Consider the following 18,327-nt stretch of genomic DNA (forward strand, 5'->3'; position numbering starts at 1 on the left):
TGGAACATTCAGGCGCGTGTGAAGGAGTTGGGTATGACCCAAGCAAACAGCAGGACAAACAGCGTGGAACAGCTGGCCAATGATGACGCCAGCCAGAGCGCAGCAAAGCAACAGCCGCTCACGGCACTTGATCGCTACTTTATGATCAGCGAGCGGGGCAGCAACGTCAGACAGGAGGTGCTGGCGGGCCTCACCACCTTCCTTGCCATGGTCTACTCGGTGATCGTGGTGCCGAGCATGCTCGGCAAGGCAGGCTTTCCCCCCGGCGCAGTGTTTGTCGCCACCTGTCTGGTGGCGGGATTCGGTTCGCTCTTGATGGGGCTCTGGGCCAAGTTGCCGATGGCCATCGGTTGCGCTATTTCCCTCACGGCGTTTACCGCATTCAGTCTGGTGCTGGGGCAGCAAATCCCCATTCCGGTGGCGCTGGGGGCCGTCTTCCTGATGGGGGTGCTGTTTACCGCCATCTCGGTGACCGGGGTGCGTAGCTGGATCCTCGACAACCTGCCGATGGGGATTGCCCACGGCACCGGCATCGGGATTGGTCTCTTCTTGCTGCTTATCGCCGCCAACGGGGTGGGGCTGGTGATCAAGAACCCGCTCGAGGGGCTGCCGGTGGCGCTGGGGGCTTTTACCTCGATGCCGGTCATTATGTCCCTGATCGGCCTTGCGGTGATCTTCGGGCTGGAGAAGCTGAGAGTACCGGGGGGGATCTTGCTGGTGATTATCGCCATCTCCATCTTCGGCCTTATCTTCGATCCGGCGGTGAAGTATCAGGGACTGTTCGCCCTGCCGAGCCTCTCGGACGATCAAGGCAAGTCCCTCATCTTCAGTCTGGATATCATGGGGGCCCTCTCGCCGCTGGTGCTGCCCAGCGTGCTGGCGCTGGTGATGACAGCGGTATTCGATGCCACCGGCACCATCCGCGCCGTGGCGGGGCAGGCCAACCTGCTCGATAAGGATGGTCATATCATCAACAGCGGCAAGGCGCTCAGTGCCGACTCGGTCAGCAGCATCTTCTCCAGTCTGGTGGGGGCGGCCCCGGCTGCCGTCTATATCGAATCGGCCGCGGGCACGGCGGCGGGGGGTAAAACCGGCCTCACCGCGACCGTGGTCGGCGGCCTGTTCCTGCTGATGCTGTTCCTCTCGCCGCTCTCCTATCTGGTGCCCGCCTATGCCACCGCACCGGCCCTGATGTATGTGGGGCTCTTGATGCTGAGCAACGTCACCAAACTCGATTTCAGTGACTTCGTCGGGGCCATGTCCGGGCTAGTGTGTGCGGTCTTTATCGTGCTCACCTGCAATATTGTCACCGGCATCATGCTTGGCTTCAGCTCGCTGGTGATCGGCCGCATCTGCTCGAAGGAGTGGCACAAGCTCAACGTCGGCACCGTGGTCATCGCCCTGGCACTGGTGCTCTTTTATGCTGGGGGGTGGGCTATTTAGGGATAACCCGCCCGTTTGGGGCCGCACTGGCGGCCCCATTTTTATACCTGTTATTTTTAGCCCGCCCACGCAGGCATCACGCCTAGGCCGTTTCCGAAGTTGGGGGGGGCATCGCGATACCATTTTGATAAATCATCCTACCAGATTGATAGGCTTCCACCCTTGCTCTCCTCGCTTTGCCGTTTTTTTCACCGCCGACGGGCCCCGTTTTCTCAGGGGCTGCCCTTGGCTTGTCGCTGCGAGCCAACAAAAGCAGGCTAGATGGGATCCCCTTCACACTTCTCCCCATTCTCCTGACGATGGCGGGAAACAGGCGCATATCTTGCTGTTTTTTATGCCGGTTCCAGATTTTTCCATTCGAAAAAGGACTTGCATATGTCCATAGGATTACCGCTCAAGCGGGTGGATGCCGAGGCCAAGGTGACCGGCAGCGCTCGCTATACCGATGACAACATCATGCTCGGGATGCGCCACGCCAAGTACGTGCGAAGCAATATTGCCCACGGCAAGGTGCTTGCCATCGATGCGACCGAAGCGCTGGCCCTGCAAGGGGTCGAAGCCGTGTTTACCCATGAAGATGTCCCCACCACCTGTTTTCGCACCGCCGGTCACGCCTGGTCTCTCGATGAGGCGAAACGGGATGTGAAAGACCGGCGTCTGCTCACCGACCATGTACGCCACTTCGGCGATGGGGTCGCCATAGTCGTGGCGCGCGATCCGCTGGTGGCCGAGAAGGCTGCCGCCCTGGTCAAGGTGACCTACGAACCGCTGCCGGTGATGACGGATGCCGAGAGCGCGCTGGCCGACGATGCCTATCCCATCCACCCGAGCGGCAATCTGCTACGCCAAAGCCAGCTTCGCGCCAATGACCCGGAGCAGGCCATTGCCTCCGCTGACCTGCAATTTCAGGCGCACTACCGGACGCCGGTGGTGCAGCACTGCCATCTGGAGACGGTGACCTGCTACGCCTACATGGATCAACCGGACCACATCATCGTCGTCAGCAGCACCCAGATCCCCCAGATAGTGCGCAGCCGGGTGGCCAAGTCCCTCGGCCTGCCCTGGTCGAGCGTGCGGGTGATCAAGCCCTATATGGGCGGCGGTTTTGGCAACAAGCAGGACGTGCTGGAAGAGCCGATGGCGGCGTTTCTGAGCTACAAGCTTGACGGTGTGCCGGTCAAGGTGACCTTGAGCCGGGAGGAGTGCTTTTTTGCCTCCCGCACCCGCCACGGCTTTGCCATCGATGGCAAGATTGGCCTCAACCGCGACGGCACCCTCAAGGGCTATCAGCTCGACGTGCTCTCCAACACCGGCGGCTATGCCTCTCACGGCCACTCCATCGCCAGCGCCGGTGGCAACAAGATCAGCTACCTCTATCCGCGCAGCGCCTTTGGCTATGACGCCAAAACCTTCTACAGCAACCTGCCCACCGCCGGTGCCATGCGCGGTTACGGCGCACCGCAGGTGATTTTTGCCCTCGAATGCATGCTGGATGACGCCTGCGCCGAACTGGGGCTGGATCCGCTCGATGTGCGTATCGCCAACGTGGCGCGGGAAGGGGATGTCAATCAGGTCAACCAGAAGACCATCTACAGCGCCGGGTTGCCGGACTGCCTGCTGCGTGGTCGCGAGATGTTCGAGTGGGATCGGCTCAAGGCCGAGTGTCTGGCGCAGGATCCGGCAAGCCGGGTGCGGCGTGGCATCGGGGTCGCATGCTTTAGCTACGGCTCCAACACCTATCCGGTGGGGGTCGAAATTGCGGGCGCCCGCATGCTGCTCAATCAGGATGGCACCGTCAATCTGCAGATCGGCGCCACCGAGATAGGGCAGGGATCGGATACCGTCTTTGCCCAGATGGCGGCCCAGACGTTGGGCATTCCGTTTGAGCAGATCCGGGTCATTTCGACTCAGGATACCGATATTACCGCCTACGATCCGGGCTCGTTTGCCTCGCGCCAGAGCTATGTGGCGGCTCCAGCCATCCATCAGGCGGCGCTGCAACTGCGGGCCCGAATTTTGTCGCTGGCAGCCCAGCTCTGCCATCAGGATGTGGGGTCGCTCACCCTGATCGACGGCTACGTGGTGCTGGCCGGTGCGCCGGACAAGGTGCTGATCAGCGTCGCCGAGGTGTCGGTCAACGCCTACTACCACCTCACTATCGGTGGCCAGATCACCTCCGAGGTCTCCCACAAGACCACCACCAATCCGCCGAGCTTTGGTTGCACCTTTGTCGATCTCAGCGTCGATATCGATCTCTGCAAGGTAACCATCAATCGCATCATCAACCTGCACGATGCAGGCAAGATCCTCAATCCGCAGCTGGCAGAGGGGCAGGTGCATGGTGGCATGGGGATGGGGATCGGCTGGTCCCTGTTCGAGGAGATGATCATCGACGCCAAGAGCGGCGTGGTGCGCAACCCCAACCTGCTCGACTACAAGTTCCCCACCATGCTGGATTTGCCCGAGCTGGAATGCGACTTCGTGCAGACCTACGAGCCCCAGTCTGTCTATGGCCACAAATCCCTGGGGGAACCGCCCATCATCTCGCCGGGCCCCGCTATCCGTAACGCCATTCGAATGGCGACCGGGGTGGCCATCAACGAGCTGCCCATCACCCCCAAAACCCTGTTCCGGGAGTTTGTCGCAGCGGGTTTGATTGGCGAGGGATCAGGGGAGGAGCAACACCATGTTTGATATTGCCCGTTACTACAAGGCTCACAGCGTGGCCGAGGCGGTCACTCTGCGTCAGGCCGACCCTGAGGCGCGTCTCCTGGCTGGCGGCACTGATGTGATGATCCAGCTGCATCACCTCAACGCCGCCTATCGACATATCGTCGATATTCACGACTTGCCCGAACTCAAAGGGGTGTGCGAGTTGCCTGATGGGTCGATCCGCATCGGCTCCGGCACCACCTTTACCGAGATCATCGAGAACGAACTGGTGCAGTGCCGCCTGCCGATGCTGGCCGAGGCGGCCGCCACTATCGCCGGCCCGCAGATCCGCAACGTCGCCACCTATGGCGGCAATATTTGCAACGGCGCCACCAGTGCCGACTCGGCGGCGCCGACCGTCGCGCTCGAGGCCGAGCTTGAGATTGCTGGCCCTAACGGTACGCGCCGCATCCCCATCGCCGGTTTTCACACCGGCCCCGGCAAGGTGGCGCTGCAACCGGCGGAAATTCTGGTGGCGTTTCACTTTGCGCCGGACTCGCACCCCCATGTGGGCTCCCACTACTTCAAATACGCCATGCGCGATGCCATGGATATCGCCACCATCGGCTGCGCCGCCTACTGCCAGATTGAGAATGGCCACTTCAAGGGGCTGCGGCTGGCCTATGGGGTGGCGGCCCCGACCCCGGTGCGCACGCCTCACGCGGAAGCGGCGGCCGAAGGGCAACCCCTGACTCGCGCCACACTGGCAGCGATTGCCGAGGCTGTGGTGGCCGATGTGGCGCCGCGATCCTCCTGGCGGGCGGAAAAGGAGTTTCGTCTGCACCTTATCAAAACCCTGGCGCAGCGGGTGGTCGCCTGCGCAGTCGAACGTGCCGGAGGCAAGATCCTATGATGCAACCGCAAAGCTGTCCCGCCGTGGAGATCCAGTGCGAGATCAACGGCAAGCCTTACTCCTATGCTGTGCCGCCCACCATGTCGCTGCTCCACTTCCTGCGCGGGCAGGGGCTGATCAGTGTGAAAGAGGGGTGCAGTGTCGGTGAGTGCGGCGCCTGTACCGTGCGGGTGAATGGCACTGCCATCGACAGCTGCCTCTATCTGGCGGTCTGGGCCGATGGCAAATCCATTCGCACCGTGGAGGGGGAGCGCAAAGGCAATGAGCTCTCCGACGTGCAGCAGGCCTTTATCGACGAGGGGGCGGTACAGTGCGGTTTTTGCACGCCTGGTCTTGTGATGGCGAGCGCCGCCCTGCTCGACAAGACCGAGCGCCGTCCGCTGACCGATGCGGAGATCCGCCGCGGGCTGTCGGGCAACCTCTGCCGATGTACCGGTTATCAGAACGTGGTACGGGCGGTGAAGAAGTGTTGCAAAGGGTGATAGTTCGGGTGCCGTGAGTGGTGCGTGCCGTTATTTGAAAAAAGGAAATCAAGCCGCCCAAAAACACAGGCCCGCCTCGAAAGAGGCGGGCCTGCTGCTGAGTGGGGTCAGGAGAAATCACACTTTTGGCTGGTCGATCACCAATTTGCCATCTTTGACCGGAATGGTGGCGCCCGGGGCTTGCTTCATGCGGATCACCCCCTCCTGACCTGCGAGGCGATAGGTCACGTCATAACCTATGGTGTTGACGCTCGTATCCTGCACGGTCTTGCAGCGCTGCTCGGTGGTGGTGTAGGTATCGCCCGCCTGCATATTGCCCTGCACCTGATTACCGGCATAACCCCCCGCGACGGCCCCTGCAGCAGTGGCCACCTTCTTGCCGCTGCCGCCGCCAAACTGGTGGCCGACCACGCCACCCAGCGCCGCGCCAACCACTGTGCCGAGGATCTTGTGCTCATCCTGTACCGGCTTGCGGTGGGTCACGGTGACGTTGCGACACTCCTGGCGGGGAGTCTTGATGGTCTCGGTGATCGGCTTGCTGGTGATCACCTCGGCAAAGGTGGGTTGGGGTGTAAAGAGGGAGCCGCTGGCCGCCGCCGAGAGTGCCAGGGCCGAGGCGATGCCAATACCGATACCTGCCATCATGGATCTGTTCATCTTATGGTTCTCCTGCATACCCATACGGGCTGTTCCAATCTGGCGCCATCTTGTCACAACCGGTTGGCCGGACAAGGCGAGGGGGATGGGCCTGCGACAGGCGCTGGCAAGGTCAAAAAATAGCCACCATGAAAAAGTGTCTGGCTTTGGCGACAACGGACTAAAAGTGACCAGTTTCCGTCGCATGGCGGGCTTTGCCAGTGTGATAAGGAGCAATTCGAGTCGCAATTTGCAAGGCGGGCGGTGAGCAGAATGCCAGAGTGGCAAAGTGCTGACGGGGGCAGGTCAAGGGAGATCTTGAACAAGGGCTCTGTTCGTTGAGATGGCCACGCAAGTGGTTGATAAATGGCTCCAGCCCCATCGGATGTTGGCCGATAAGAGATCACGGCAAGCATTTTGCTTTGATTGGGTGAAGCTGAGGGTGAACGGGTCGGCAGACAACTGCGTAAGACCTGATATGAAGATGTTCACCCGAGATCACCGGATCAACGAGGGGGAGATATGTCAATGTTACCCAGCTGGATCACCCCGGCCATCCAGGCCAACATCATCACGGTGCAGCAGGCCGAACGTCTGCTCTCATCCCTCTACCGACCCCTGGCCGAGCAGGGAGAGGAGCTTCCCGCCGATATCGCCGACATCAGCCTTAAACTCTACTGCTTCCGCCAGCAGGGGCGGGTGCGCCACTAACGATGATTGAGGTAAAGCCTTCGCCATTGGCGGGGGCTGGCTTGCCGAACTCGCACCGAATACCTTTTCCGCTCTTCCTCTAAGACGTTTTGCTAATACCTGCCGCCACAGGCTCACTGTTAGGCTGTCATCCCCATAAGAGACCAGTGACGGGCAGGATGCCTATGTCGCTGTCTGATCTCTGAATCATCCCGAAACTGCCCGTTTTGTGCCACCTGTGAGGAAGGAATCCGATGACAGTGCAGAACATCTATGAGCGCGACCTTGCCAAAACCGCCGCCAATTTCGAGGCCCTGACCCCCATCAGCTTTCTGGGGCGGGCGGAGCGGGTCTATCCCGACTATCCGGCGCTGATCCACGGCCCGCTGCGCCAGAGCTGGGGCGAGACTGCCCGCCGTTGCCGCCAGCTGGCCTCGGCCCTGCGGCTTCGCGGTATTGGGGAGGGGGATACCGTCTCCATCGTTGCGCCCAATATCCCGGCGATGTTTGAAGCCCACTTCGGGGTGCCCATGAGCGGCGCTGTGCTCAACACCATCAATACCCGGCTCGATGCCGAGTCGATGGCTTTTATCTTCCAGCATGCCCAGAGCAAGGTGGTGCTGGTGGACAGGGAGTTTGGTGCCGTGGTGCGCAAGGCACTGGATCTGCTGGAGCGCCAACCGCTGGTTATCGCCATCGACGATCCCCTCTACCGGGAAGGGGCGCTTGTCAGTGAACTGACCTATGAGGCCTTTATTGCCACTGGTAACGGCGATGAGCCCGGCTGGCTGCCCCAAGATGAGTGGCAGGCTATCTCCCTTAACTACACCTCCGGCACTACCGGCAATCCCAAGGGGGTGGTCTATCACCATCGCGGCGCCCACCTCAACGCCATCAACAACGTGCTCTCCTGGGAGCTGCCCAAACATCCCGTCTATCTCTGGACCTTGCCGATGTTTCACTGCAACGGCTGGTGTTTCCCCTGGACGCTGGCGGCCACCGCCGGGGTGAGCGTCTGCCTGCGCCATGTGCAGGCGGCCGCCATTTATGAGGCGCTGCACGAGCACAAGGTGAGCCACTTCTGCGCGGCGCCCATCGTGCTCAATATGCTCAACAATGCTGAACAGGCGCTCAAGCGGGGGCTGGATCACCCCATCAAGGTGATGACCGCTGGCGCTGCGCCCCCCGCCACCGTGATCGCCGGTATGGAAGCGATGGGGATCGCCGTGACCCACGTCTATGGCCTGACCGAAACCTATGGTCCCTGCGTGTTGTGCGAGCCGCAAAGAAGCTGGCAAGGTCAGGATGCCACCACGCTCTCCCGCCTCAAGGCGCGCCAGGGGGTGGCATCCCCGCTGCAGGGAGAGATGCGGGTCATCAACCCGGTCAGCGGCGAGCCGGTGGCCAAAGATGGCAAAACCATGGGGGAGATAGTGCTGCGCGGCAATGTGGTGATGAAGGGTTATCTCAAGAACCCGGATGCCAGCGCCGAGGCGATGGCGGAGGGGTGGTTTCGCAGTGGCGATCTGGCTGTATGGCACCCGGATGGTTATGTGGAGATCAAGGACAGATCCAAGGACATCATCATCTCCGGCGGGGAGAATATCTCCAGTCTGGAGGTGGAAGATGTGCTCTATCGCCATCCCGATGTGGACGAAGCGGCGGTGATCGCCATGCCCGATGAGAAGTGGGGGGAGGTGCCCTGCGCCTTCGTGAAACTGAAAGAGGGGCGAGAGACTACTCAGGCGGATCTTATCGCCTTTTGCCGTGAGCAGATGGCCCACTTCAAGGCCCCCAAACGCATCATCTTCACCCCGTTGCCCAAGACCTCGACCGGCAAGGTGCAAAAATTTGTGCTGCGCAAACAGCTGGGGTAGCCGCCTGTTCGTAAGGAACCAGCACAGACTTTCATAGGAGGGAGATACGAGGGAGCTGGAGGGCTGCTGGCCCTCCCATTGTGTGGCTAGGGAGCCTTGCAGGCGACGCAGTTGCGGCCGCTCTGTTTGGCCTGATAGAGCATTTGATCGGCGCGGGCGTAGAGGCTCTCCATCAGCTCCCCCTCGCCATTTTCCACCAGTCCGGCGCTGATGGTGATAACCAGTTTATCCCCATCGGGCAGGGGTAGCGGGCTTTGCATCACCTGCAGGCGCAGCCGCTCGGCCAGGGATGCGGCGGCCTGGAGGGTAGTGTTGGGCAGTAAAATGGCGAACTCGTCGCCACCGATACGAGCCAGCACATCTTCGCTGCGTAGCACCGATTGCATCACCCTGCCCAGATGAACTAGTGCCCTGTCCCCCAGGGGATGGCCGAAGCGATCGTTGATGCACTTGAACTGATCCACATCCAGCACCATCAGCACCGAGGTGAGGTGGTGGCGCATGTCCAGACTGAGGTTCTTCTCGCACATCTCGAAAAAGAAGCGGCGGTTGTAGAGGCCGGTGAGGCCATCGCGCACCGACTGCTGGTGCAACTGCTCCTTGAGCTGGTGCAGTTCGGTGATATCGGAGGAGATACCGATCAGGGTCGGGGTGCCATCCCCAAGCAGAAAGGGTACCTTGACCGACCAGTAGTAGTGCTGATTGCCCTCGATATCGGTCAGCGTCTCTTCTCCGGCTTGCAGCTCGCCGGTTTCGAATACCCGGTTATCCAGCAGCCACAGCTGGCAGGCGCTGGCAGCCGGGAACACCTCATCATCGCGCCGGTTGATGATCTGCTCGGCAGGAAGGCCTAGCAGATCGGCGACCTTTTGGTTGACGTAGAGAAAGCGGTGCAGGCTGTCCTTCATATAGATATGGGCATCCACGTTGGCGAGGATGAGCTCCAGCAGCTGATGCTGCTCCGCCAGCCGCGCTTCAATCAGCTTGTGTTCGGTGATATCGGTGGAGATGCCGCACAGGCCGATCAGGTTGCCATCCCTGTCATACATGGGCTTTTTGACAGTCCAGTAGCAGCGCTTTTCCCCGGTGGTTTTGAGGTAGTTGACCTCCTCCTGGGCGAGGGCAAGCTGCTGCTCCAGTACCAGTTGGTCGTTGCGCTGAATCGCATCCGAGAATTCGAGATCAAAAAAGGCCCGATCATCCTGCCCCTGCAACTCGGCTAGGGTGCAACCAAAGAGATCCAGCACCGCCTGATTGGCATAGGTGTAACGGCCCGCCAGATCCTTGGTGAACATGTAGGCGTCCGTCTCGTTGAAGATGGCTTTGAGGTGATCCAGCTCATGCTGTAATCGAATGGAGAAGGGTTCATCCTTCATGGAGTTAACCATCCTTGGTTAAGGGCGTCGTTGTATACAGCGTGAATATATGTACCAACGGTTTAAATTAAGCACTTCACAGGCCATATTTCGCGTTTATTTCCGCAGGATCTGCGCCATGTCACACGATTGTCATCGTTGGTGTGGCCAAAGGAAATCAACTGAGTCCGTGACTATTCAGATAACTGTCCCACTCATATCGGCCCAGCTTCGTGGGCCAGCAGCAAAGAAATTGCAAGGCAGTCAAATACGCCACCCCGAGCGGCAGAAAGGGCAACAAACAGGTCTTTAATCAAACTATTTTCACTGGGTTCTTGATATCATCCTCAGCAACGCAATATGGAGAGATACGAGATGGCAGTGGCACCGTTTAATTGGGATGACGCAGTTCAGTGGGACGGGCCGGGGGCCATTGCGGGTAGCGAAGAGATCTTGAGTGCCGATCGGTTGGAACGCGCTCGCTATGCCGAGTTTCTGACCAACTACCTAGCTGCCGAAGGCACGCAGCGCAACTATGTGCTCAACCTCAATGCCGAATGGGGGGCGGGAAAAACCTGGTTTATCAAGCGCTGGTATATGGAGCTGAAAGCGCACTATCCCACCGTCTATATCGATGCCTGGCAGCAAGACTTTTCCGATGATCCCTTATTAACGGTGATTTCATCGATTATCGATCAATTGAGAGATGCAACAGGAAATAAGGTTGCAATACCTGATGGCATCAAGTCCAAACTATTGGGTTTACTCAAAGTGGGCGGGAAATTGGTGCTCAAGTCAGCCATTAAAAAAGCTGGATGGGAAGATAGTGACTTTTCTGTGGAAGGCGAAGATGCAGATAAGCTGGTTGATACGCTTTGTAGCAATCACAAAGAGCGTTATGAATCTATCCAGTATCTTAAACAAGAGATCCGGCAATGGGTGGAAGGGGCTGTTGGTTTAAGTGAAGGTGAACTGGATTATCCCGCATTTATTTTGATAGATGAGCTGGATCGCTGTCGCCCCTCCTATGCGGTAGAAATGCTGGAGACCATCAAACATATTTTTGATATTCCCGGCGTGGTGTTTGTACTTGCAACCGATACCGAGCAGCTACAGCATGCTATCAAGGTCATTTATGGCGATGGTTTTGATGCAGAAAGCTATCTTGGAAGATTTTTTCATAGACGATTTACGTTAGGCAGTATCTCTAGGCGAGAGTTTATTCAGCAGGAAATTTTAGATAAAAAATTGCATTTTGAGAATGTCAATGTATGGCCAGAGATCACTGATGGCCAAGTATTGGTCAATATATTGACTGCTATCTGTGATTACTTCTCATTGAGTTTAAGAAAAACCGAGCAAGTATTGGATAGAACGATAGCATCCATTTTGAATCACAATGGTGATAGTTTAAATTTAGTTTTTCTTGTCTATTTGTTTTCTCTGTGTGAAAAGTACCATGAAGATTATCTGGCTGTCTCTAATGGTAAAATGCCTGATTCTGATGGTCTTTCAAAATCGAAGGACTTCAACGACTTAATAAATGAACATGGAGATCAGTGTTTTTCTTTTTTTATTAAAGCGAATAGTTCTATGGGTGATTATGTAGAAATTGTAGGTGATGGGCGATACAAGAATTTTTTTGAAGATAAAGAATACAATGTTTCATTGAGAAATATTTTGTTGGTATCATACCAAAAAATGCTGAGTTTTAATCTAAATAATAACTATCCGATTAAGCTTGTGAATTTAGTTAAAGACTTTTCTTATCGGCCTCGAAACTTAACAATAGAGGAAAATGCTTTTTTGGCAGAGAAAGAGTTATTACAGTTGGAGAGACGATTAACAGTATATAAAAATCTAGTTGAGCTGGCTGTCCATCTCGACTAAATAAAGCCGGGGTAACCCGGCTTTATTATCCGTTTATTTATTATGCCGCTCATAAAGCCGCTGTACGACATCCTGTAATCCCAGCCCCTCGTTTTGCAGCAGCACGGTGAGGTGGTAGAGCAGATCGGCGGATTCGTTAATGAGCTCCTCCCGATCCTTGGCCATGGCGGCCAGCGCCACTTCGACACCTTCCTCACCGACTTTCTGGGCGATGCGCTTGGTGCCCTTCCCATAGAGGCTGGCGGTGTAGCTGGTGGCCGGATCGGCCCCTTTGCGGGCTGCCAGCACCTGTTCCAGCTCTGCCAGAAAACCGAGTGGTGGCAGCGGGTGACCATGGAAGCAGGAGGTTGTCCCTTTGTGGCAGGTGGGGCCGACGGGATTGGCGGCAATCAGCAGAGAGTCCTGATCGCAGTCGGTGCTGATGGCCACGAGCTGGAGCACATTGCCCGAGCTTTCGCCCTTGGTCCAAAGCCGCTGTTTGCTGCGGCTAAAGAAGGTGACCTGACCGGTAGTCTGGGTCTTTTCCAGCGCTTCACGGGTCATAAAGCCCTGCATCAGCACCTCGCCGCTGGCGGCGTGCTGGACGATGGCGGGGATCATGCCGTCGCATTTTTCCCAGTCGAGCTGCTCGGCAAGGGGGCGCGCGCTGGCGGTTGTTTGTGTGTTATCTGAGAAGTTATTCACGGATGGCGACTCCTTCGGTTTTCAGCCAGCGTTTCAATTCGGAAATGGGGATAAGGCCCTTGTGGAACACAGAGGCGGCCAGCGCCCCGTCCACATCAGCGAGGGTAAAGGCATCGCGAAAGTGCACCATGGCCCCGGCGCCGCCGGAGGCGATGAGGGGCACCTTGCAGACGCTGCGAACCAGCTTGAGCTGGTCGAGATCATAACCCTGGCGCATGCCGTCCTGATTCATCACGTTCAGCACGATTTCGCCCGCGCCGCGCTTTTGCACCTCCTGCACCCAATCGAGGGTGTGCCAGGCGGTAGTGCGGGTGCGGCTCTCGTCACCGGTAAACTGTTTGACCTGATAGTGGCCCGTGTCGGCGTCGAAGTAGGAGTCAATGCCCACCACCACGCACTGCACGCCAAAGCGCTCGGCCAGTCGGCTGATGAGAGTCGGATCGGCCAGCGCCGGAGAGTTGATGGAGACCTTGTCGGCGCCAAATTCGAGGATCTGGCGGGCATCTTCGACGCTTTTGATGCCACCGGCGACGCAGAAGGGGATGTCGATCACCTCCGCTACCCGGCTCACCCAGCTCTTGTCTACCACCCGGGCATCGCTGGAGGCGGTGATGTCATAGAACACCAGCTCGTCAGCGCCCTCTTCGGCGTAGCGGCGCGCCAGCTCGACAATGCCGCCCATCACCTCGTGGTTGCGAAATTGCACCCCTTTGACCACCACGCCATCTTTCACGTCGAGGCAGGGGATAATGCGTCTTGCCAGCATCAGTTGCCTCCTGTGGTATCGGCTGCGGGGGCTTGCCAGCAGGCGATGGCGTCACCCACCGAGAATTTGCCTTCCAGCAGGGCGCGGCCAAGGATGATCCCCTTGACGCCGGAGCCCTTGAGCGCCTCGATATCCGCGATGCCGCCAATGCCGCCGGAGGCCTGAAAGGCGACGCTCGGGTAGCGGGCGCAGAGATCCCGATAGAGCTCGACATTGGTGCCAGCCAGGGTGCCGTCACGGCTGATGTCGGTGCAGAGCACATGTTTGAGCCCGGCGGGGAGGAAGCGCTCGATCAGTGCCTCGATGGTCACTCCGCTGTTCTCCTGCCAGCCTGCCACCGCGATATGGCGATTGCCCTGCTCATCGATATTGACGTCCAGCGCCAGCACGATCTGCTCGGGGCCATATTTCTCCATCCAGCTCGCCACCAGATCCGGGGATTTGACGGCGGTGGAGCCAATCACCACCCGGCTGGCACCGGCGGCCAGCAGATCTGCCACATCCTGCTCCGTGCGCACGCCGCCGCCGACTTGCACCGGCGCTTCGGTGGCCGACAGCAGTTGGGTCAGCAAGGGCAGCTGGCGCGCTTTGGCGTCTTTAGCTCCGTCCAGATCCACCAGATGGAGCTGCACCGCCCCCTGGGAGACATATTCGTCGAAGCGGGCCTGCGGGCTGCTGCTGTATTCGGTCTTCTGCTCGTAGTCCCCCTGATAGAGGCGAACTACCTGACCATTGATAAGGTCAATTGCGGGAATGATCATGCTAGTCACAGCTCCAGAAAATTTTGCAGCAAACGGGCACCGGCTGCGCCTGAGCGCTCCGGGTGGAATTGGGCGCCAAAGAAGTTGCTGTGCTCTGCAACCCCACCGACGATGGCGGTAAACGGCTTGCCGTAGTCGCAGGTCGCCAGCGTCGCTTCGGTCACCTCCAGCGCATAGGAGTGGACGAAGTAGAAGTAGCTGCCGCTCGGGATCCCCTTGAGCAGAGGATGGGTCTCGTCATGCTCAATCTGGTTCCAGCCCATATGGGGCAGGCGCAGGTTACCCACTTCCATCAGCCGGATCTTGCCCGGCACTATGCCAAGGCAGTCGATAAGCCGCTCTGACGAGTCATCCGTACCCATGCTCTCTTCGGAGGCCTCCGCCAGCATCTGCATGCCGAGGCAAAAGCCCAGCAGCGGCTGTTTGGCGGTGCGAATAAGGGGAACCAGCCCGCGCTCGTTGAGGTTTTTCATGGCGGCTACTGCGGTGCCGACGCCGGGCAGGATCAGCTTGTCCGCCTGCTCGATATCGGCAGCCTCACGGGAGACCCGCGGCTGTACGCCGAGGCGCTCGAAGGCCATCCTGACCGAGGCCAGATTGGCGCAGCCGGTATCGATAATGACCAGCTTCTGCTTGCTCACATCCATCACAGCACTCCCTTGCTGGAGGGAAGCTCGCTCCCTTCCACCCGAATGGCCTGACGCAGGGCGCGGCCAAAGCCTTTGAACAGTGCTTCCACTTGATGGTGGGTGTTGCCGCTGCCCACCTTCATCTGCAATGTGATGGCCATGGCGTCCGACAGCGAGCGGAAGAAGTGGGGCACCATCTCGGTGGCCATCTCGCCCACCTTGTCGCGGCCAAAGCCGCTCGGGCAGTCAAACACGAAGTAGGGGCGACCGCTGAGATCCAGTGCTGTGCTCACTTCCTGCTCGGTCAGCGGACGCGCATCGATCACCGCCTGTACCTCGTCCATCGCCAGCACGAAGCCGAAACGGCCGATGCCGCGCTTGTTGCCAAGGGCCTGACGCAGTGCCTGACCCAGCGCCAGCCCCACATCCTCTACCGTGTGGTGATCGTCGATATGCAGATCGCCACTGACGTTCAGCTTGAGCTGGAAACCGGCGTGGGTGGCAATTTGATCCAGCATGTGATCAAAGAAGCCGATACCGGTGGCGATCTGGTTGCCGCCGCTCTTGTTTGTGGCAGAAGGGTCCAAATCCAGCGCCACCTTAATACGGGTCTCCTTGGTGTAGCGTTCCACCAAGGCTACGCGCCCCTTGGATAACAGCTGATCACGGATGGCGAGCCAGTCGTAATCCTGCGGGTGGTAGCGAATACCGCCAATGCCCATATTCTCGGCCAGCTGCAGATCGGTCTGTCTGTCACCAATCACGAAGGAGTTGGCAAAGTCGATGCAACCGGAGGCGAGATACTCCTTTACCAGCCCGAGGTGGGGCTTGCGGCAGCTGCAACCGTCGGTGGGGAAGTGCGGGCAGATCAGCACCTGTTCCCACTTCACCCCTTGCGATTCAAACAGGTGCATCATCAGGTCGTGAGGGGGCTGGAAGTTCTCCAGCGGCAGGCTGGCGGTGCCCAGCCCATCCTGATTGGTCACCATCACCAGCACATAGCCGGCGGCCTGCAACTCGCGCAGCACCGGAATGACCATGGGCTCGAAGCGCAGCTTGGCAAGGCTATCCACCTGCTTGTCGGTCACCGGCTCTTCAATCAGGGTGCCGTCACGGTCGATAAACAAAAACGGGGTCTTCATCGCTACATCCTTGTCTTACAAAGTGGGAGAGGGCAGATCACGCAGCACGGCCAGCACGGCATCCATCTCGCCCTGATAGCCGATTGTGACGCGAATGCTGTTATCAAGGCCGGGTTTGGTCGAGAAATCCCGCAGTATGATGCCGGCGGCCTTCATGGCAGCAAAGACGGCGGCGCCATCCACAAAGCGCACCAGCACGAAGTTGCCCTTGTCTTCGAACACTTCCCTTACGCAGGCAAGCTTTGCCAGCTCTGCCTTGAAAGCGGCTTTTTGCTTGTTGAGCTCTACCACTCGCTCGCGCATCAGCTCCAGTCCCATGGGGGAGAGGGCCTGCGCCGCGATCTGGGCGATGGGCTCGGGGATGGGATAGGGGGCGATCACCTTGGCCAGCATGGCGATCACTTCGGGGCTCGCCAGCGTAAAGCCGCAGCGGATCCCCGCCAGGGCAAAGGCTTTGGAGAGGGTGCGGGTCACCACCAGATTGGGGAAGCGGGCCAGCAGGTCCACCACGGATGCCTCGGGGCAGAACTCGATATAGGCCTCGTCCACCACCACGATGGCGCGATCCCGGGCTTTCTCCAGCAAAGCGATGAGACCGTCACGTCCCACCAGATCCCCGGTGGGGTTGTTGGGGGAGCAGAGAAACACCAGCTTCACGTCACTGAGGCGATCGGCGATGGCGGGCCAGTCAGGTTGGCGGCTGGCGGTCAGCGGCTGCTCAACAATCCCCACGCCACAGATCTCGGCGCTGATGGCGTACATGCCGTAGGTGGGCGGGCAGATGAGGATCTGATCTTCACCCGATTCGCAGAAGGTGCGGATCAAGAGCTCGATGGCCTCGTCGGCGCCGCGGCTCACCAGCACCTGATCGGGATTAACCCCGGCATAGGCGGCATAGCCGTTCACCACCTCGGCCGGTTGGCACTCGGGGTAGCGGTTGAGGCGGCTCCCCTCGATGGTGAAGGGATAGGCCTGCGGTGCCTCGTTGGCGTTGAGCCAGACGTGGCCCTTGCCGCCGATGCGGCGGGCGGATTGATAGGGGGTGAGGGCCCGCACCACGCGGCGCGCCAGATTGGCAATGCTCATGACAAATCCTTCTGCTGTGCTGTTGGTTGGGGCGCGGCGGCCAGGGCGTTCAATCTCAGCGTCACGGCATTTTTGTGGCCATCGAGCCCTTCGGCCTGAGCAATGCGCTCGACGATAGGGCCAAGGCCCTGAATGCCGCGCTCGCTCAGCTCCTGCACCGTATAGCGGCGCTGATAATCGGCGAGGCCAAGGCTGGAGCAGGTACGGGCATAGCCATAGGTGGGCAGGGTGTGGTTGGTGCCGCTGGCGTAATCGCCGACTGATTCGGGGGTCCATGCTCCCAGAAAGATGGAACCGGCGTTCTCGAGTTTATCCAGCAGATCGCGCGTGGCGCGGGTCTGCACGATCAGGTGCTCCGGCGCGTAGGCGTTGGAGATGGCACACGCCTCGGCCAGATCGTCACAGAGGATCACCAGACTGCTGCCGAGCGCCTGGGCGGCGATATCGCGGCGGCTCAGTTTGGCCAGCTGGCTCTTGATTTCGCCAGCGATGGCATCGGCCAACAGGGGCGAGGTAGTCACCAGCACCACCTGGCTGTCGTGGCCGTGCTCGGCCTGGGAGAGCAGATCTGCTGCCACGAAGGCGGGGTTGGCGCTCTCGTCGGCAATCACCAGCACCTCGGAGGGGCCAGCGGGCATATCGATGGCGGCGCCGCGCCAGTCGCGGGATACCTGTCCCTTGGCTTCGGTCACATAGGCGTTGCCCGGGCCGAAGATCTTGTCCACCTTGGGGATGCTCTCGGTGCCGTAAGCCATGGCGGCGATGGCCTGGGCACCGCCGATGGCGAACACCTTCTCGACGCCGCAGGCGCGGGCGGCAAACAGGATCTCGTCGCTGGCGGGGGACGGGGTGCAGAGCACCACTTCACGGCAACCGGCGATAGCCGCCGGAATGGCCAGCATCATCACGGTGGAGGGGAGCGGCGCGCTACCCCCCGGCACATAGAGGCCGACCCGACTGATGGGTTGGGTGCGCAGCTCGCACACCACCCCGGGCTGGGTTTCTACCCGTACCAGTGGCTGCACTTGCGCGGCGTGGAAGGTGCGAATATTGGCAATGGCCGCTTCGATGGCGCTTTTTATCTCGTCATCCAGCCGCGCGCAAGCAGCTTCAATCTCGGACTCGCTGACGCGCAACTGCTCACGGGGGGCGCGCTCGAAGCGCAGGCTCAGCTCGCGCAGGGCCTCATCGCCACGGCTACGCACCGCGGAGATGATATCCCGCACCACTGCGCCGATATCGGCCTCGTCACTCAAGGCCGGTCGGGTCAGCACGTCGGCCTGCTGGGCGGGGAGAGGGTCTTCCAGATCAGGGTCTGCAT

Annotated in this window: 15 protein-coding genes and 1 pseudogene; 7 read left to right on the top strand and 9 right to left on the bottom strand. The window is 59.5% G+C overall.

Annotation, left to right across the window (positions count from 1 at the left end):
* Positions 1-141 precede the first annotated feature (141 nt).
* The 4 genes from ACTG27_RS05580 to xdhC all read left to right on the top strand — a co-directional run bounded on the left by ACTG27_RS05580 (position 142) and on the right by xdhC (position 5,490).
* Positions 142-1,443, top strand: coding sequence for an NCS2 family permease (locus tag ACTG27_RS05580; protein ID WP_439980499.1), 1,302 nt, complete (start codon positions 142-144; stop codon positions 1,441-1,443).
* Between the two features lie 375 nt (positions 1,444-1,818).
* Positions 1,819-4,137: a xanthine dehydrogenase molybdenum-binding subunit XdhA gene (gene xdhA / locus ACTG27_RS05585; RefSeq protein ID WP_439979258.1), complete on the top strand. Its 2,319-nt coding sequence runs from the start codon at positions 1,819-1,821 to the stop codon at positions 4,135-4,137.
* Positions 4,130-5,008 (top strand): xanthine dehydrogenase FAD-binding subunit XdhB, encoded by an 879-nt coding sequence (gene xdhB, locus ACTG27_RS05590; RefSeq protein WP_439979259.1) that lies wholly within the window; start codon positions 4,130-4,132, stop codon positions 5,006-5,008. The genes xdhA and xdhB overlap by 8 nt, the downstream gene beginning before the upstream one ends.
* Positions 5,005-5,490, top strand: coding sequence for a xanthine dehydrogenase iron sulfur-binding subunit XdhC (gene xdhC, locus ACTG27_RS05595; RefSeq protein WP_021230037.1), 486 nt, complete (start codon positions 5,005-5,007; stop codon positions 5,488-5,490). The genes xdhB and xdhC overlap by 4 nt, the downstream gene beginning before the upstream one ends.
* 117 nt (positions 5,491-5,607) lie before the next feature.
* Here xdhC and ACTG27_RS05600 read toward each other — a convergent pair whose 3' ends face one another.
* Positions 5,608-6,147 carry a glycine zipper 2TM domain-containing protein gene (locus ACTG27_RS05600; RefSeq protein ID WP_439979261.1) on the bottom strand — a complete coding sequence of 180 codons (540 nt, stop codon included), beginning with the start codon at positions 6,145-6,147 and terminating at the stop codon, positions 5,608-5,610.
* Positions 6,148-6,648: 501 nt separating this feature from the next.
* Here ACTG27_RS05600 and ACTG27_RS05605 point away from each other — a divergent pair.
* Both ACTG27_RS05605 and ACTG27_RS05610 read left to right on the top strand, forming a co-directional pair.
* Positions 6,649-6,837, top strand: coding sequence for a hypothetical protein (locus tag ACTG27_RS05605; protein ID WP_005345660.1), 189 nt, complete (start codon positions 6,649-6,651; stop codon positions 6,835-6,837).
* A 233-nt stretch (positions 6,838-7,070) separates the two neighbouring features.
* Positions 7,071-8,693 (top strand): acyl-CoA synthetase, encoded by a 1,623-nt coding sequence (locus ACTG27_RS05610; RefSeq protein ID WP_439979262.1) that lies wholly within the window; start codon positions 7,071-7,073, stop codon positions 8,691-8,693.
* Between the two features lie 86 nt (positions 8,694-8,779).
* Here the strand turns inward: ACTG27_RS05610 and ACTG27_RS05615 are convergent, their stop codons facing one another.
* Complete coding sequence (locus ACTG27_RS05615; protein WP_421339259.1) at positions 8,780-10,069, bottom strand: sensor domain-containing diguanylate cyclase; 1,290 nt, start codon at positions 10,067-10,069, stop codon at positions 8,780-8,782.
* Positions 10,070-10,423: 354 nt separating this feature from the next.
* On the opposite strand from ACTG27_RS05615, the gene ACTG27_RS05620 reads away from it, so the two are divergent.
* Positions 10,424-11,938, top strand: coding sequence for a KAP family P-loop NTPase fold protein (locus tag ACTG27_RS05620; RefSeq protein WP_439979264.1), 1,515 nt, complete (start codon positions 10,424-10,426; stop codon positions 11,936-11,938).
* Positions 11,939-11,971: 33 nt separating this feature from the next.
* Here ACTG27_RS05620 and hisIE read toward each other — a convergent pair whose 3' ends face one another.
* The 7 genes and pseudogenes from hisIE to hisD form a co-directional block, all read right to left on the bottom strand.
* On the bottom strand, positions 11,972-12,622 hold the full coding sequence (gene hisIE / locus ACTG27_RS05625; protein ID WP_439979266.1) for a bifunctional phosphoribosyl-AMP cyclohydrolase/phosphoribosyl-ATP diphosphatase HisIE: 651 nt from the start codon (positions 12,620-12,622) through the stop codon (positions 11,972-11,974).
* On the bottom strand, positions 12,615-13,388 hold the full coding sequence (hisF, locus tag ACTG27_RS05630) for an imidazole glycerol phosphate synthase subunit HisF (protein ID WP_439979267.1): 774 nt from the start codon (positions 13,386-13,388) through the stop codon (positions 12,615-12,617). Before hisF ends, hisIE begins: the two co-directional genes overlap by 8 nt.
* Complete coding sequence (gene hisA, locus ACTG27_RS05635) at positions 13,388-14,149, bottom strand: 1-(5-phosphoribosyl)-5-[(5-phosphoribosylamino)methylideneamino]imidazole-4-carboxamide isomerase (RefSeq protein ID WP_042030922.1); 762 nt, start codon at positions 14,147-14,149, stop codon at positions 13,388-13,390. Before hisA ends, hisF begins: the two co-directional genes overlap by 1 nt.
* 5 nt (positions 14,150-14,154) lie before the next feature.
* Positions 14,155-14,796 carry an imidazole glycerol phosphate synthase subunit HisH gene (gene hisH, locus ACTG27_RS05640; protein WP_279490856.1) on the bottom strand — a complete coding sequence of 214 codons (642 nt, stop codon included), beginning with the start codon at positions 14,794-14,796 and terminating at the stop codon, positions 14,155-14,157.
* Positions 14,796-15,920: a bifunctional histidinol-phosphatase/imidazoleglycerol-phosphate dehydratase HisB gene (gene hisB / locus ACTG27_RS05645; RefSeq protein ID WP_439979268.1), complete on the bottom strand. Its 1,125-nt coding sequence runs from the start codon at positions 15,918-15,920 to the stop codon at positions 14,796-14,798. The genes hisH and hisB overlap by 1 nt, the downstream gene beginning before the upstream one ends.
* A gap of 15 nt (positions 15,921-15,935) precedes the next feature.
* A complete protein-coding gene (gene hisC / locus ACTG27_RS05650) occupies positions 15,936-17,006 on the bottom strand; it encodes a histidinol-phosphate transaminase (protein ID WP_439979269.1) in 1,071 nt (356 codons plus the stop codon).
* Positions 17,003-18,327, bottom strand: a pseudogene (hisD, locus tag ACTG27_RS05655) (histidinol dehydrogenase). Before hisD ends, hisC begins: the two are co-directional and overlap by 4 nt.

Source organism: Aeromonas sp. 97A (genome assembly GCF_051919185.1).
Classification (GTDB): domain Bacteria; phylum Pseudomonadota; class Gammaproteobacteria; order Enterobacterales; family Aeromonadaceae; genus Aeromonas; species Aeromonas veronii.

Bases quoted from the DNA above. Each gene is read 5' to 3' on its own strand.
- ACTG27_RS05615 (WP_421339259.1), bottom strand. From the start codon at position 10,069: ATGAAGGATGAACCCTTCTCCATTCGATTACAGCATGAGCTGGATCAC.
- ACTG27_RS05605 (WP_005345660.1), top strand. From the start codon at position 6,649: ATGTCAATGTTACCCAGCTGGATCACCCCGGCCATCCAGGCCAACATC.
- ACTG27_RS05580 (WP_439980499.1), top strand. From the start codon at position 142: ATGATCAGCGAGCGGGGCAGCAACGTCAGACAGGAGGTGCTGGCGGGC.
- xdhC (WP_021230037.1), top strand. From the start codon at position 5,005: ATGATGCAACCGCAAAGCTGTCCCGCCGTGGAGATCCAGTGCGAGATC.
- hisA (WP_042030922.1), bottom strand. From the start codon at position 14,149: ATGATCATTCCCGCAATTGACCTTATCAATGGTCAGGTAGTTCGCCTC.
- ACTG27_RS05600 (WP_439979261.1), bottom strand. From the start codon at position 6,147: ATGAACAGATCCATGATGGCAGGTATCGGTATTGGCATCGCCTCGGCC.
- ACTG27_RS05610 (WP_439979262.1), top strand. From the start codon at position 7,071: ATGACAGTGCAGAACATCTATGAGCGCGACCTTGCCAAAACCGCCGCC.
- xdhA (WP_439979258.1), top strand. From the start codon at position 1,819: ATGTCCATAGGATTACCGCTCAAGCGGGTGGATGCCGAGGCCAAGGTG.
- ACTG27_RS05620 (WP_439979264.1), top strand. From the start codon at position 10,424: ATGGCAGTGGCACCGTTTAATTGGGATGACGCAGTTCAGTGGGACGGG.
- hisC (WP_439979269.1), bottom strand. From the start codon at position 17,006: ATGAGCATTGCCAATCTGGCGCGCCGCGTGGTGCGGGCCCTCACCCCC.
- hisF (WP_439979267.1), bottom strand. From the start codon at position 13,388: ATGCTGGCAAGACGCATTATCCCCTGCCTCGACGTGAAAGATGGCGTG.
- hisH (WP_279490856.1), bottom strand. From the start codon at position 14,796: ATGGATGTGAGCAAGCAGAAGCTGGTCATTATCGATACCGGCTGCGCC.
- xdhB (WP_439979259.1), top strand. From the start codon at position 4,130: ATGTTTGATATTGCCCGTTACTACAAGGCTCACAGCGTGGCCGAGGCG.
- hisB (WP_439979268.1), bottom strand. From the start codon at position 15,920: ATGAAGACCCCGTTTTTGTTTATCGACCGTGACGGCACCCTGATTGAA.